This is a genomic window from Christiangramia aquimixticola, assembly GCF_048285835.1.
Classification (GTDB): domain Bacteria; phylum Bacteroidota; class Bacteroidia; order Flavobacteriales; family Flavobacteriaceae; genus Christiangramia; species Christiangramia aquimixticola.
The window spans coordinates 688,399-702,534 of record NZ_JBLVTL010000001.1 but is presented as its reverse complement, the minus strand read 5'-3'; the positions used below and the strand labels follow the sequence as shown (position 1 = coordinate 702,534).

General features: G+C 38.7%; 15 protein-coding genes. 8 read left to right on the top strand and 7 right to left on the bottom strand.

The genetic code is table 11. The features are described 5' to 3' along the window. Nucleotides 1-52 precede the first annotated feature (52 nt). Nucleotides 53-976: a citrulline utilization hydrolase CtlX gene (ctlX, locus tag ACNKXV_RS03185; protein WP_417906251.1), complete on the top strand. Its 924-nt coding sequence runs from the start codon at nt 53-55 to the stop codon at nt 974-976. Here the strand turns inward: ctlX and ACNKXV_RS03180 are convergent. Continuing rightward, complete coding sequence (locus ACNKXV_RS03180) at nt 973-2,472, bottom strand: BCCT family transporter (protein WP_417906250.1); 1,500 nt, start codon at nt 2,470-2,472, stop codon at nt 973-975. The genes ctlX and ACNKXV_RS03180 overlap by 4 nt on opposite strands. Nucleotides 2,473-2,482: 10 nt before the next feature. Continuing rightward, nucleotides 2,483-3,928, bottom strand: coding sequence for an SDR family oxidoreductase (locus ACNKXV_RS03175; RefSeq protein WP_417906249.1), 1,446 nt, complete (start codon nt 3,926-3,928; stop codon nt 2,483-2,485). A gap of 70 nt (nt 3,929-3,998) precedes the next feature. Here ACNKXV_RS03175 and ACNKXV_RS03170 point away from each other — a divergent pair, with 70 nt between their 5' ends. Then, a complete protein-coding gene (locus ACNKXV_RS03170) occupies nt 3,999-4,202 on the top strand; it encodes a hypothetical protein (RefSeq protein WP_417906248.1) in 204 nt (67 codons plus the stop codon). A 25-nt stretch (nt 4,203-4,227) separates the two neighbouring features. On the opposite strand, the gene ACNKXV_RS03165 is transcribed toward ACNKXV_RS03170, so the two are convergent. Then, nucleotides 4,228-4,653 (bottom strand): hypothetical protein, encoded by a 426-nt coding sequence (locus ACNKXV_RS03165; protein WP_417906247.1) that lies wholly within the window; start codon nt 4,651-4,653, stop codon nt 4,228-4,230. A gap of 110 nt (nt 4,654-4,763) precedes the next feature. Between ACNKXV_RS03165 and argS the strand changes: the two genes are divergently transcribed. The 3 genes from argS to ACNKXV_RS03150 all read left to right on the top strand — a co-directional run bounded on the left by argS (nt 4,764) and on the right by ACNKXV_RS03150 (nt 8,981). Further along, nucleotides 4,764-6,542 (top strand): arginine--tRNA ligase, encoded by a 1,779-nt coding sequence (argS, locus tag ACNKXV_RS03160; protein ID WP_417906246.1) that lies wholly within the window; start codon nt 4,764-4,766, stop codon nt 6,540-6,542. Between the two features lie 163 nt (nt 6,543-6,705). Then, complete coding sequence (ffh, locus tag ACNKXV_RS03155) at nt 6,706-8,034, top strand: signal recognition particle protein (RefSeq protein ID WP_417906245.1); 1,329 nt, start codon at nt 6,706-6,708, stop codon at nt 8,032-8,034. Between the two features lie 47 nt (nt 8,035-8,081). Beyond that, complete coding sequence (locus tag ACNKXV_RS03150; RefSeq protein ID WP_417906244.1) at nt 8,082-8,981, top strand: bifunctional 5,10-methylenetetrahydrofolate dehydrogenase/5,10-methenyltetrahydrofolate cyclohydrolase; 900 nt, start codon at nt 8,082-8,084, stop codon at nt 8,979-8,981. A gap of 31 nt (nt 8,982-9,012) precedes the next feature. On the opposite strand, the gene ACNKXV_RS03145 is transcribed toward ACNKXV_RS03150, so the two are convergent. The 4 genes from ACNKXV_RS03145 to rluF form a co-directional block, all read right to left on the bottom strand. Beyond that, nucleotides 9,013-9,411, bottom strand: a complete 399-nt coding sequence (locus ACNKXV_RS03145; protein WP_417906243.1) for a YkvA family protein — start codon at nt 9,409-9,411, stop codon at nt 9,013-9,015. Nucleotides 9,412-9,428: 17 nt separating this feature from the next. Next, entirely contained in the window at nt 9,429-10,448 is a 1,020-nt protein-coding gene (locus tag ACNKXV_RS03140; RefSeq protein WP_417906242.1) for an AI-2E family transporter, read from the bottom strand. A gap of 25 nt (nt 10,449-10,473) precedes the next feature. Then, the gene (locus ACNKXV_RS03135; protein ID WP_417906241.1) at nt 10,474-10,896 is read right to left on the bottom strand and encodes a VOC family protein; all 423 of its coding nucleotides are present in this window, start codon (nt 10,894-10,896) and stop codon (nt 10,474-10,476) included. Between the two features lie 112 nt (nt 10,897-11,008). Further along, nucleotides 11,009-11,800, bottom strand: a complete 792-nt coding sequence (gene rluF / locus ACNKXV_RS03130) for a 23S rRNA pseudouridine(2604) synthase RluF (RefSeq protein ID WP_417906240.1) — start codon at nt 11,798-11,800, stop codon at nt 11,009-11,011. Nucleotides 11,801-11,932: 132 nt separating this feature from the next. On the opposite strand from rluF, the gene ACNKXV_RS03125 reads away from it, so the two are divergent. The 3 genes from ACNKXV_RS03125 to ACNKXV_RS03115 all read left to right on the top strand — a co-directional run. Continuing rightward, nucleotides 11,933-12,499, top strand: a complete 567-nt coding sequence (locus ACNKXV_RS03125; protein ID WP_417906239.1) for an RNA polymerase sigma factor — start codon at nt 11,933-11,935, stop codon at nt 12,497-12,499. Then, the gene (locus ACNKXV_RS03120) at nt 12,486-13,217 is read left to right on the top strand and encodes a hypothetical protein (protein ID WP_417906238.1); all 732 of its coding nucleotides are present in this window, start codon (nt 12,486-12,488) and stop codon (nt 13,215-13,217) included. Before ACNKXV_RS03125 ends, ACNKXV_RS03120 begins: the two co-directional genes overlap by 14 nt. Nucleotides 13,218-13,316: 99 nt before the next feature. Continuing rightward, a partial coding sequence (locus tag ACNKXV_RS03115) for a hypothetical protein (protein WP_417906237.1) occupies nt 13,317-14,136 on the top strand: 820 nt, incomplete at its 3' end.

Sequence of the window (14,136 nt, the reverse complement as noted above, 5' to 3'; positions counted from 1 at the left end):
ATTGTTGAGATGTTCAACTTTACCACTAATCAGAGACTAAAAAAATAAAAAGATGAGACAGATCACAGATACAATATTGATGGTGAGACCGGTAGGTTTTCGTATGAACGAACAAACTGCTGTCAATAATTACTTTCAGAAGAAAATTGAAGGAAAGGATATAAATGAACTTGCCGCCAAAGAATTTGATTCTTTCGTGGAAAAACTTCGGGGAGTTGGAGTAAAGGTTATCGTGGTCGATGATTTGAAAGAAGATGATACTCCGGATTCAATTTTCCCAAATAACTGGGTTTCTTTTCATAATGACGGACAGATAGCTTTATACCCAATGTTTGCTGAAAACAGGAGGAAAGAACGCAGATTGGAATATTTCGCCAGACTGGAAGACGAAGGTTTTAAGATCAAGGATATCGTAGACTATACTTCTGCTGAAGAAGATGACATTTTTCTTGAAGGAACGGGTAGCCTTATTCTTGACAGAGTAAATGAGAAAGCGTATTGTGCAATCTCTCCACGAGCAGACGAAGAGCTGGTAATAGAATTCTGTGAAGATTTTGAATACACTCCGGTAATATTTAATGCCTACCAGACAGTGGAGGGGAAGCGTTTGCCCATTTATCACACCAATGTTCTAATGTGTGTAGCTGAAGAGTTCGCCGTTATTTGTCTCGATACTATAGATGATGCCAAGGAGCGAAAAAATGTACTCAAGCATCTGAAAATGGATAATAAAGAAATCATCGCCATTACTGAAGAGCAAATGCACGAATTTGCAGGTAATATGCTTCAGGTAAAAGGTGCTGATAAAAAGTATCTGGTCATGAGTGCCAGAGCACATAGGTCTCTTACTAAAGACCAGGTGCAGAAAATAGAAAAACATTGTGAGATCCTTAGTTCAGAAATCAGTACTATCGAAACCTGTGGTGGAGGGAGTGCGAGATGTATGATGGCTGAGGTGTTTTTGCCAAAAGCTTAGATTCTTTCTTTTCTTCTTTTTAGTAATTTTTTGCTGAAGAGAACAATAAAAAGCACGCTGAGCATTGCAAATGGCAGTGAGCTGATGATCAGGAATTTTTGCATCGCAGTTAATACATTTGAATCTGGCTTCACTGTGCCCAAAACAACAATTGCCTCACAAAAAATAAATATTAATACCGCCCATGCCAGGCGGTATTTCTTTTTAGGTTCAGTATTTCCATCGTCTGTAAACATGCTTAAAACATAGATGGCAGAATCTACTGAAGTAACCAGAAAACTTACCAGAAGTATAATCACAATTATACTTGTCACTGCAGGGAAGGGAAGCGTTTCAAAGAAAATAAAAAGGGAAGTAAAAACATTTCCAAATTCATCATTATAAGCAGGTAGTGTATCTATAAATTCGAAGGCTGAGGTTCCAAAAACGCTGAACCAGAAAAAACTCCCAAGCGACGGAATTAACAGGACTCCCAGCACCATTTCTCTTAAAGTTCTTCCCTGTGAAATTCGGGCGATAAAGATCCCGGTAAATGGAGCCCAGGCCAGCCAGAACGCCCAGTAATAATAGGTCCAGTCGGTTAAAAAATTAATTCCGGGATCATATTTCCCGGAGGCAAGACTAAGCGGAATAAAATCGAAAATATAATGGTAGAGTGAATTGAAAAAATTTGAAAGTATCAACAGTATATTTCCCTGCAGGAATACAAAGAGGAGTAATCCCAGGGCGATATAGATATTCCAATTTGATATTTTACTGATTCCTTTCTTGACTCCTGCCCAGGCCGAAAGAAAGGCGAGAACACAAATTATAAAAACTAAAATCAGGTTCTGAAGCAGGGAGCCGGGTTCTCTGGATTCCAAATGAGTTAAACCACCTTCTATCTGGGAAGTTCCCAAACCAATCGCAGCCACCAATCCAATAACCGTAGTCAGGATGGTGATAATATCTATTGAGGAAGAGAAGAAGGTGTGTTTTCTAAAGGAACTGAATCCTGAGCTAAGTCTGATATCCTGCTTATCAATAAAAATTGAGTAACCAATGATGACCGCAAATAAGCCATAGAAGGCCCAGGCTGTAAATCCCCATTGATAAAATGTATATTCCAGGGAGATAATTTCGGCAGTCTGCCCGGTATTAATAGGTGGATTTAATTTCATGAATACCGGTTCCTGAACGGCTCGCAAAAGAATTCCCGCGCCCATCCCGGCGCTGTACAACATGGCGATCCAGGTTAAGCGGTTAAAATCTGGCGGAGCATTCCCCAGCCGTAATCTTCCGAATTTCGAAAAGGCAATAATTAATAGGAACAGGACACATCCCAGACCAAGCCAAAGATAAAATGTCCCAAAATATTCCCGTACCCAAAGCGATCCTACTTCGATTGCGTTATAAAACTGATCTGTGAAAAAAAAGATCAAAATAGAACTGCTAATCAGGATCAATGCAGGTACAAGGAATTGATTTCTAAGAAAACTCTTTATAAATGTATTCAACTTTGTAGTCCTAAATTGAAGAGTTGGTATTTTGATTTCCGGCGATCTTCTGTATCATTCCTTCAAATATAAAAAAGTGAAATGGATACATGGCATACCAGTATGCCCGGCCCAATAAACCTTTAGGTCGAAAGGTGGCAACCTGGTGCAATACATTATTTTCGTCGATCCTGAATTCCAGCCAGGCTTCGCCGGGAACTTTCATTTCAGCAAATAATAGGAGTCTTCTGTTCTCTTTATCGGCCAATAAAACTCTCCAGAAATCCAGGGAATCTCCGGCGTTGATTCGGGTAGGATGGGTTCTTCCTCTTCTCAGGCCTACGCCACCAAATAGTTTGTCAAAATGACCTCTTATTTGCCAGAGCCAGTTCCCATAGTACCATCCGTTTAATCCGCCAATGGCCCAGATCCTTTCCAGGACAATTTCCGGTTCGTCAACTTTTATAGATTTTTTGTCCTGTACACAACCATATGTTGGAATCTGGATGTATTTATTAAGTCCTTTATCAAGCCGCCCACTACTCAGGGAATCTTTCCAGCTTGATATCACTTCATTTTGTTCGATCTTATAAAAGGCCTGAGCAATTGCTTCTTTATATGAAATAAGGTCAATATTCAGGATTTCCTGCAATCTGGTGTCTTTGGTGATCACTTCTACAGACATGCTGTCCACAAGATTTTGAGCCAGCCGGTAAGATGTGGAAGTAACAAAGTATAACCAATAAGAACTTAGTTTTGGTGACATAACGGGAACACTAACAATCCAGATCTTTAGACCTCTTACTTCGGCATATTGCTCCATCATTTCCTTATAGGTAAGTATATCCGGTCCGCCAACATCAAAAGATTGATTATAACAATCTTCCCGGCCAATCACCCCGGTGAGATATTGAATGATATTCCTAATGGCAATTGGCTGAATTCTGGTATTGACCCATTTTGGAGTGATCATCGCCGGAAGTTTTTCGCATAGATCCCGAATGATCTCAAAAGAAGAACTTCCGCTCCCTACAATTATGGCAGCGCGTAAAACCGTAAGATTAAATTTTCCCTTATAAAGGGTTTCTTCCACCGCCTTTCTGGATTCAAGATGTTTGGAAAGTTTTTCTTCATTTATGATCCCGCTCAGGTATATAACCTGCTTAACAGAAGTTTCTGCCATTATTTTATTGAAATTTCTGGCAGCCTGCGCTTCTTTTTCATCAAAATCACTGGTGGAAGCACTCATGGAGTGGATGAGGTAAAAGGCGATATCAATATCCTTAATTTTTTGTGGAGCTGTATCATCTTTAAGAAAATCCAGTTCCACTACCTCTACATTTTCCTGGAGATCCTCATTTGAGGTAAATCTGTTTTTATTACGGACAGCACAAATCACCTCGTGACCCTGTTCGAGTAATTGGGGTAAAAGCCTCATGCCTATGTAACCATTGGCACCCGTAAGTAATATGCGCATTATGAAGAATTGAACATCAAATTATAAATTTAATTGTTACTTTTCCTTCAGATTAATAAAACTTTATTAAATGAATAATGTATTAAAATTCGTTCTCCTGATAATTGGAGTTGGTTTGGTGGGATATGGAATCTATGATCTGGTTACTCCGGAATTTTCGATTGATGCGGGACCACTGCAGGTGGAAGCTCATGGAGATAATACTCAGTCTTACGCAATGGTCGTATTTGGAATTCTGTCCCTGATAGGAGGCCTGGCATTTAAAAAAAGATAAACACTTATTAATTTTAATTTCTTCTTTATAGATCCTCGATTTGAGTAGGAGCATTGTCTGATTTATAATCGAGGATTTTCTGAAAAAATTTATGAATACCGGGTTTGTTGGCCTTCACCTTTATAAAGAAGTGATCCTTGTAAATTCCGTATTCTTCTGCCTTCCCTTTATACAGATTGAGTTTGAAATAGGGGATAATAAGTGCGTAAGTTTCCAATAAGGAGCGAAACCTTATAATTATTCCCTTTCTGCGCATCTCCACATTGCAGTTATTTGCATTATTATCCAGAATCAAAAGATTATGTATTTCCAGGCTGGTGGATGTAATCTCTAATTTAGGGGAGCCGGAACCTTTGAGTTTAACCCTTTCCATGAGGGTAAAGGGGCGTCCCACCTGTTTGTTGATTTTTTCAGTGAGGGCAGGCCGATTATAAGAGACATTTACAAGCATTTCTTTTTCTTAAATATAAGGATTTGGGCACTAAGCCTGCCGGTTGGAACTTCATTTCTTTTTATCTTTGCCCACCTAATAACCGGAAATAAGCAAAAAAGCTGAGGAAAATGAACATTGAACATATTCTTGCTTCAAAAGTTAAAGAAGCCGTTGTAAAACATTATGAGGTAGAGCCTAATCAAATAGAGTTCCAGCCTACCCGTAAAGATTTCGAAGGAGATATTACCCTGGTGGTTTTTCCTATGCTTAAACAGGTAAGGACTAACCCTGCGCAACTGGCTGAAAATATTGGAAAATTTCTTGAAGCAGAAGTGGAGGAAATTGCCGGTTATAATGTTATTCAGGGTTTCCTGAATATCCTTATTAGTGATAAATACTATATCAACTTCTTTAATGAAGTTAAAGATCGCGAAGATTATGGAATCCTCCTGCCGCAAAGCGATGCCAGTGGGATAATGGTGGAATATTCTTCTCCAAATACCAATAAACCTTTACACCTTGGTCATATACGTAATAACCTTTTAGGATATTCGGTTTCTGAAATTTTAAAGGCAGCCGGAAATCAGGTTTACAAGGTACAGGTGATCAACGATCGTGGGATACACATTTGTAAATCCATGGTTGCATGGCAAAAGTTTGGGAAGGGTGAAACTCCTGAGTCTACCGAGCTTAAAGGAGATAAGCTTGTTGGAAATTACTATGTAAGATTCGATAAAGAATATAAAAAAGAAATTTCTCAGTTAATAGAGGAAGGTAAGAGTGAGGATGAAGCCAAGGCACAAGCTCCTATTTTTGTGGAAGCACAGGAAATGCTTAGAAAATGGGAGGCTAATGACCCTGAAGTTGTAAAACTCTGGTCAACCATGAACCAGTGGGTTTATGATGGTTTTGACAAAACCTATGATGCGCTGGGAGTTGATTTTGATAAAAGCTACTACGAAAGTGAGACTTACCTTTTAGGGAAAGATAATATCCAGAAAGGTCTTGAAGATGGAGTTTTTTATAAAAAAGAAGACGGAAGTGTTTGGATTGACCTTAGTGATGAAGGTCTTGATGAAAAGATCGTTCTTAGAAGTGATGGGACGGCAGTTTATATGACCCAGGATATTGGAACGGCCATCCAGCGATTTGCCGATTTCGATATCAATCAAATGGTTTATACTGTTGGAAATGAGCAGGAGTATCATTTCAAAGTTCTTTTCCTTATTCTGAAAAAACTTGGGTATGAATGGGCAGAAGCTCTTTACCATTTAAGTTACGGGATGGTGGACCTTCCAAGCGGGAAAATGAAAAGTCGTGAGGGAACGGTGGTTGATGCAGATGATCTAATCCAGGAAATGGCAGATACCGCTAAAAGCATTTCTGAAGAACTTGGAAAGTTGGATGGTTATACAGATGCTGAAAAAGAAGAACTATATAGAATTATAGGTCTTGGAGCTTTAAAATATTATATTTTAAAAGTTGATCCAAGAAAACGTATCCTGTTTAATCCTGAAGAATCTGTAGATTTTCAGGGGAATACTGGGCCGTTTATCCAATATACCTATGCTCGTATCCAGTCGATCTTAAGAAAAGCAGACTTTGATACTACTGCTTCATTAAGTGATAGTTTCAGTTTTCATGAAAAGGAGAAGGAGCTTATTAAGCAGATCCAATTATATCCGGAAACTATTGCTCTTGCAGCAGAGAACCATTCTCCTGCATTGATCGCTAACTATACCTATGAACTGGTGAAATCTTTTAATTCTTTTTATCAGAATGTTCAGATCCTGGGAATAGATGAAGAAGATGAAAAAGTCTTTAGAGTACAGTTGTCTAAATTGGTAGCTAATATTATAAAATCGGCATTTGCTTTACTTGGAATTGAAGTGCCGGAAAGAATGTAGAAATATTACAAAGTTCGGGATTGCCCGGGCTTAATTTGAAATTAATTTAATGGGAATCCGGGAGTGATCGAATTTTAAATTTTGCACTTTCTCTTTCAGCTTCAAATCATTAAATTTGCAATTCGCTGTTTAGCAGTGAAAGAATAAAACCACAGGAAAGATTATGTTTGATAATTTAAGTGATAAGTTAGATAATGCCTTACATGTATTAAAAGGGCACGGACAGATTACCGAAGTAAACGTTGCTGAAACTCTTAAAGAGGTGCGTCGCGCCCTGGTTGATGCCGATGTTAACTATAAAATAGCCAAGGATTTTACTACTGTAGTAAAAGAAAAAGCGCTGGGACAAAATGTTCTTACGGCTCTTAAACCCGGACAAATGATGGTTAAGCTTGTTAAAGACGAGCTTACTGAATTAATGGGTGGAGAAGCTGAAGGTATCAATCTTTCCGGGGATCCTTCTGTGATTTTGATGTCTGGTTTACAGGGTAGTGGTAAAACCACCTTCTCCGGTAAGCTGGCTAACTTCCTTAAAAATAAGAAAACCAAGAAGCCATTATTGGTAGCTTGTGATGTTTACCGTCCGGCAGCGATCAATCAGCTGCATGTGGTAGGGGATCAAATTGGTGTTGAAGTTTTTTCTGATGAAGGGAATCAGGATCCCGTAGCTATTTCCAAAGCTGCAATCGCTTATGCCAAGGAAAATGGACATAATGTGGTGATTATTGATACCGCTGGTCGACTTGCTGTAGATGAAGCGATGATGACCGAGATCTCCAATATTCATAAAGCTATCGAGCCACAGGAAACTCTTTTTGTGGTGGATTCCATGACTGGTCAGGATGCGGTTAATACTGCTAAGACCTTCAACGAACGTTTGAATTTTGATGGGGTTATTCTTACCAAATTAGATGGTGATACTCGTGGTGGTGCGGCCATTTCGATCAAATCTGTAGTTAATAAACCAATCAAATTTATTGGTACAGGTGAGAAAATGGATGCTATTGATATTTTCTACCCTTCCCGTATGGCCGACAGGATTCTGGGGATGGGAGATGTTGTTTCCCTTGTTGAAAGAGCTCAGGAGCAGTATGATGAAGAAGAAGCAAGAAAACTTCAGAAGAAAATTGCCAAGAATAAGTTTGGTTTCGATGATTTCCTGAATCAGCTTCAGCAGATCAAGAAAATGGGATCTATGAAAGATCTTTTAGGGATGATTCCGGGAGCAGGAAAAATGCTTAAAGATGTAGATATTGATGATGATGCCTTTAAAGGAATCGAAGCCATCATTCATTCTATGACTCCAGACGAAAGAAGTGAGCCAAAAATTATCAATGCAAGTCGTAAAAAGAGAATTGCAAAAGGTTCTGGGACTACCGTTCAGGAAGTGAATCAGTTATTGAAGCAGTTCAACCAGATGGGTAAAATGATGAAGATGATGCAGGGTGGCGGTGGCCGCAAGATGATGCAAATGATGAAGGGAATGCAATAGTTTAGGATTTTAGACACAACACATAACAACAAACACACAACAACTAAATGACGATTCTCGATGGTAAGAAAGTAAGTAATGACATTAAAAATGAAATTGCTGCTGAAGTTACCAAAATCAAAAAAAGAGGTGAGAAAGTTCCACACCTTGCTGCTATTATAGTAGGGAAGGATGGAGCGAGTTTAACCTATGTAAACAGTAAGGTTAAGGCTTGTGAAAGAGTAGGATTTGAATCTTCTCTTTACAGGTTGCCTCATACTGTGAGCGAAGTTGAGCTTTTGGATAAGATCGAAGAGCTTAACCAAAATGACGAAATCGATGGGTTCATTGTTCAGCTGCCGTTACCACCACAAATCGATACTCAAAAAGTATTGAATGCCGTGGATCCGGATAAGGATGTGGACGGATTCCATCCTACCAATTTTGGGAAAATGGCTCTGGATATGACCACCTTTATTCCGGCGACTCCGTTTGGTATCCTTGAATTGCTGGAGAGATATGATATTCCAACCAAAGGGAAGCATACCGTTGTTATTGGAAGAAGTTATATAGTGGGAAGACCAATGAGTATTTTGATGGGAAGAAGTGGATTCCCTGGGAATTCCACGGTTACTCTAACTCATGAGTTTACCAAGAATATCAACCAGGTTACCTCTCAGGCAGATATTATTATTATAGCTGTTGGAATTCCAGATTTTCTAAAGGCGGAAATGATCAAGGATGATGCAGTGATCATTGATGTTGGAATTACCAGAGTTCCTGATGATTCAACCGAAAAGGGTTATGTAATTAAAGGAGATGTAGATTTTGAAAATGTAAGTAAAAAGGCAGAATATATAACTCCGGTTCCGGGAGGAGTAGGACCAATGACGGTTTCCATGCTTTTAAAGAATACCTTACTGGCGCGGGAGAGACATAAAAAAAGAAGTATAGACAACATTAGATAAAAAGAAAAAGGGAATTAAAATTCCCTTTTTTTTATGCCTGTTCCTCAAGTTTCCAGTCGAGGTAATTATGCAAATCGGTTTCAATAAATCGTAATCCAAATGTGATCACTGCCATATCATCTATATATCCAAGTCCCGGAATAAAATCAGGAATAATATCCAGCGGATTCAAAATATATAAAAAAGCAAATGCAATGGTAGCAATGGTAAACCAGGGCACTTTTGTATAAATACCCCTGCGGTAATCTTTCAGCATTCCATACATCACTTTAGCCAGTTCACTGTACTTCTGAAGCATTCCGGAATTATTGATCTTCCGGTCAACTTCTTTCTGATTATCCATGGCGATACTCACATCGTCATCATCGATTTTGGTGACTTCAGCGTTCATATACTCCTCATCGATGTTCTTTGTCCATTTTCCAAACATATCTGTCAATTTTTAATTTATAATCTGTGATGGGCATTACCATATTCCTTTTTATAGATCCTCAATATTAAAAGGAAAAGGGATATTAGTAATGGACCGAATATTAATCCAATAAACCCAAATAGTGGCACTCCAACCACTACACCAAATAATGTAATTAGAGGGTGCACACTGGCAAGGCGTTCTAATACATATAAACGAATAATATTATCTGTGGAGCCCACAACAACAAACCCGTATACGAGCAATGCTATGGCCTGTGCATTTAAACCCTGAGCAAATAGCAGGATTGCTGCCGGAATAATCCCTATTGCTGTTCCAATAAATGGAATCATGGATCCAATGGCGGTTATAACAAACCAGAAAAAAGGATCTGGAACTCCAAAAATTAAAAATCCAATTAAGGCTATAATACCCTGTACAAAAGCTACTAAAGGAATACCCAGCGCATTTGATTTTACAAGTTGATTACTTTCTTCCCCAATAATGCGTAAATTATCTTTCCCTAAAGGAATATAGGTGATCATGGATTCACGCATGGATTTATGATTGGTCAACATATAATAAAGCATGAAATACATGATCCCAATAGCGATAAAGGCATTAAAGGTTCCGCCTGCAAGGTTTTGTAAATTGGCAGAGATCCAACTTGTAATTGCAGTGGTATCTATCCCGGAACTTATATCATAGCCCAGATGTTCTTCTGCGAGAGTAAGCTGGTCCTTTAAGGCACTTAAAACCCTTTCTGAATTCGCTACCGCTTTTCCAATTTTGGAAGTCAGCATTACCGCGATAAGCGAAACCGGTATAAGTATACCCACAAAACTTCCCGCCATTAGTAGAGAAGCAGCAAGAGGTGGCTTCCATCCTCGAGCAACCAGAGATTTCATCCAGCCTTTTAACAGGACATAAAGAGTGATTGCTCCCAATATTCCGGAGAGATAGGGTAAGACTTCTCTAAATATTAATACCGATAGGAATAATATAAGGAGTAGTACAAATATTTGCCGTACTAAGGACGGCTTCAGCTTATCCATTTGGTTGGTTGTTGGTTTGGTTTTTCTAGGAAGCAAACAGCTGGCTCATATCTTTAAACGCTTTAAACTCCAGCGCATTTCCGCTTGGATCCTTGAAGAACATGGTTGCCTGTTCTCCCGGTTTCCCTTCAAACCGTATATATGGTTCAATTATAAACTCTATGTTTTTAGACTTTAGGAGTTTTGCAAATTCATGAAATACCTCCCATTGTAATACCACTCCAAAATGAGGTACAGGAACTTCTTTTCCGTCTACAGGATTAGAAGTGTTTTGAGTTGTTTCTTTAGGATCCTGATAATGGATGACCAGCTGATGCCCGAAAAAATTAAAATCTACCCAATGGTCACTGCTTCTGCCTTCGCCACAACCTAAAGTCTCTTTATAGAACTTTCTGCATTTTTCAAGGTTGGATACCGGAATGGCAAGATGGAATGGTTGAACCTTCATTCTTATTAATATTTGATCAGGATTTTAAAGATATAAACTTTGCCTTTAATTGGCTGATCTAAATTTAACAAGAACGGAGAACAGTAGGGGAAATAAATCCGCTAATTCTCTGTTAAGATTTTGGTTTCCGTGGTCTTTTAGCTCTGGGTTGTTTTGGAGTCTGGATCATCGATCCTTCTTCGGTTTTGGTGGATTCACCCAGTAACCTGTTAATGGTGGTAAGTTCTTCCTGGGTTAGATTACGCCATTCTCCTACCGGAATGTCCAGGCTCACATTCATGATCCTTACCCGTTTAAGCGAGGTAACCTCATAGCCTAAAAATTCACACATCCGGCGAATTTGTCGGTTAAGGCCCTGGGTTAAAATGATTTTAAAGGTGTGGTGACCCAATTTTTCAACCTCACAATCGCGGGTTATGGTATCCAGAATTGGAACACCGGAGCTCATTTTCTTGATAAAATCCTGAGTTATGGGTTTGTTTACAGATACAACATATTCTTTTTCGTGGTTGTTACGGGCCCTTAAGATCTTATTTACAATATCGCCATCATTGGTTAAAAATATCAATCCTTCACTAGGTTTATCCAATCGGCCAATTGGGAATATTCGTTTGGGATAATTGATATAATCAATAATATTATCTTTTTCAACTCGTGTATCTGTAGTGCAAACAATCCCTACAGGTTTATTGAAAGCTAAATAAACATTAGGTTCTTTAAGCTCAGCCTTGCTAACCGGTTCGCCGTTAACTTTAACCACATCCCCGGGTTTTACTTTAGTTCCCATTTCCGGCACCTCATCATTGATGGTGATCCTTCCCTGATCTATAAGTTTATCTGCCTCCCGTCTGGAGCAATATCCTAACTGACTTAAATATTTGTTTATTCTAACTTCGTCTGCCATAAAATTGATTCTTTGGCAAAGATACATTTTAGCAAGCAGAGCTGAAATTCCTCAAAAAATTAAAATTTTTAAAACCTGAGGCAACCTTTCGTAACTTTTAGCCGTCTATATAAATAGAAGCCCTTTTTAAATATGGTAAAAGTTATACAGCTTTTTAAAAATGAATCCTCTTTAATTAAAAGGGCAGTTGCCGGGAAACGGGATGCCCAGAAGCGGATTTATGAGCTGTATTCACCTAAGATGTTGAGTGTTTGCAGGCAATACATAAAAGACCTGCATCATGCTGAAGAAATTATGCTAACCGGTTTCTTGAAGGTTTTTACACACCTAAAAAGTTTTAAAAGTGAAGGCAGCTTCGAGGGGTGGATTAGAAAGATAATGGTAAGAGAAGCCATTTCCTTTTTACGAAAACAGAAAAAACTGGAGTTTCAAGATGATGAGGTGTTTAGCGTGCAGGATGCCTACAACAATATAAATTCTGAAATGGAGGTGGCAGAAATTCAAAGTCTTATTGATGCTTTGCCGGAAGGATATAAAACAGTATTTGTGATGTATGCTGTGGAAGGATACGGTCACGCTGAAATTGCTGAAATGCTTGAAATAAGTGAAGGGACTTCAAAATCCCAGCTGTTTAAAGCGCGCAAGTTACTTCAGCAAAAACTAATAAAAATTAATAACTCAGATTATGGCGCCAATTAAGTTTGAAGAGCATATAAAGGAAAAGTTGGCTAAGCGGGAGATAAAACCTTCGGCAGCCGGTTGGGAAAAATTAAATGAGCAGTTAGAGGTCCAGAATAAAAATCGGTCTAACAAAAAATGGTGGTATTCTTCTGTTGCTGCAGTTGCGGTGCTTATCATTTACGGAGTCTTATTTGTCGATTTGAATAGTTCAAAGGAAATTCAAATAGTTGATACTCCTTCAGAAGAAATTGAAGTGGAAAAAGATGAACTTATTCAGCAAGAAAGTGTAGTCAAAAAAAGGCCGGAAGAATTTCTAACTGAAAGCACGCCCAATGAGAGCAGTTCGAAGGCAAGAACCAGTCCGCTAATAAAAAAAGATACCAGAAAACAAATTTCTCATTTAGCTTCAGAAGATGTGAAACCTCAAAATAAGGTAATCCTTGATACATTGAACGACTTCAAAAAAACGATCCTTTTACAGGAAGTGGAGACTCTGCTTGCTAATGCTTCCAAAAAGGAAGAAGTTACCGAAGCTGAAATTAATGCCTTGCTGGCAAATGCTGCAAAAGAAATTAGTAGAAATGCTAACGGTATAGAAACGGGAAAAATTAGTCCGTCCGGTTTACTTGCGGAAGTTGAATATGAAGTGGATCAGTCATTCCGGAAAGAAGTATTTGACTTTCTTAAAGCCGAATTTTTAAAAGCCAAAACCGCCGTTGCCACCAGAAACGAGTAATATCTAAATTTTAATATTCATCACCCTTAGCGGGTCATTCATCAATCCAATTTTGATGCGGAATATCAGATCCACATCAGAAATTTAAAACCTAATATTATGAAAACTATCATTCTCTATTTTTCAATTTTCATTCTCACTTTTTCTGCTCAAAATATATTTAGCCAGGAAAAAACCAAAGCCGAACTTGTGGAAATAATTCAGGCTAAAAAAGATTCTATCATAACAGAAGAAAAAGAACAGCTTCGAATTAAAGTGGAAAAGATCAACACTCAACTCGAAAACAAGGAAATTTCGCGAGAGGAGGCAGATCGCCTTAAAAAAGAGGCTGCGCTGCTACATGCAAAGAATATTGAGAACAGGGTCGCGATCATGGAAAATAAAATGGAATTGGATGAGCGCAATCGGGAATATGGGAATATGGTATCTTTAGAGGTAGGCGAAGATGGAAAAATAGTTCAGGTGGTTTCTGCCGCAAAGGAGAGAAAATATGATACTCGCACAACTAGCGACCTAGTGATGGCCTTTGGATTTAATAATGCTCTGGAAGAGGGACAGTCTTTAAACGATTCAGATTTTAAGTTGGGTGGCAGTCGTTTCTTCGAAATTGGCTGGGCCTGGAAAACCCGGGTTTTCGATAACTCCAATTGGTTGAGATTCAAATATGGTTTCTCTTTTCAATTTAATGGTCTAAAGCCAACCAATAACCGTTTCCTGGTGGAAGATAATGGCATGACAAGCCTGGAAGATTTTGAATTTGACCTTGATAAATCAAAATTCAGAATGGATAACCTGGTAATGCCACTGCATTTTGAATTTGGCCCTTCTTCCAAAACCGAAACCGAAAACCGAATTAGATATAGTACCGAGGGTAAGCTGAAAATAGGTTTAGGTGGATATGCCGGTTTTAACCTTGGAG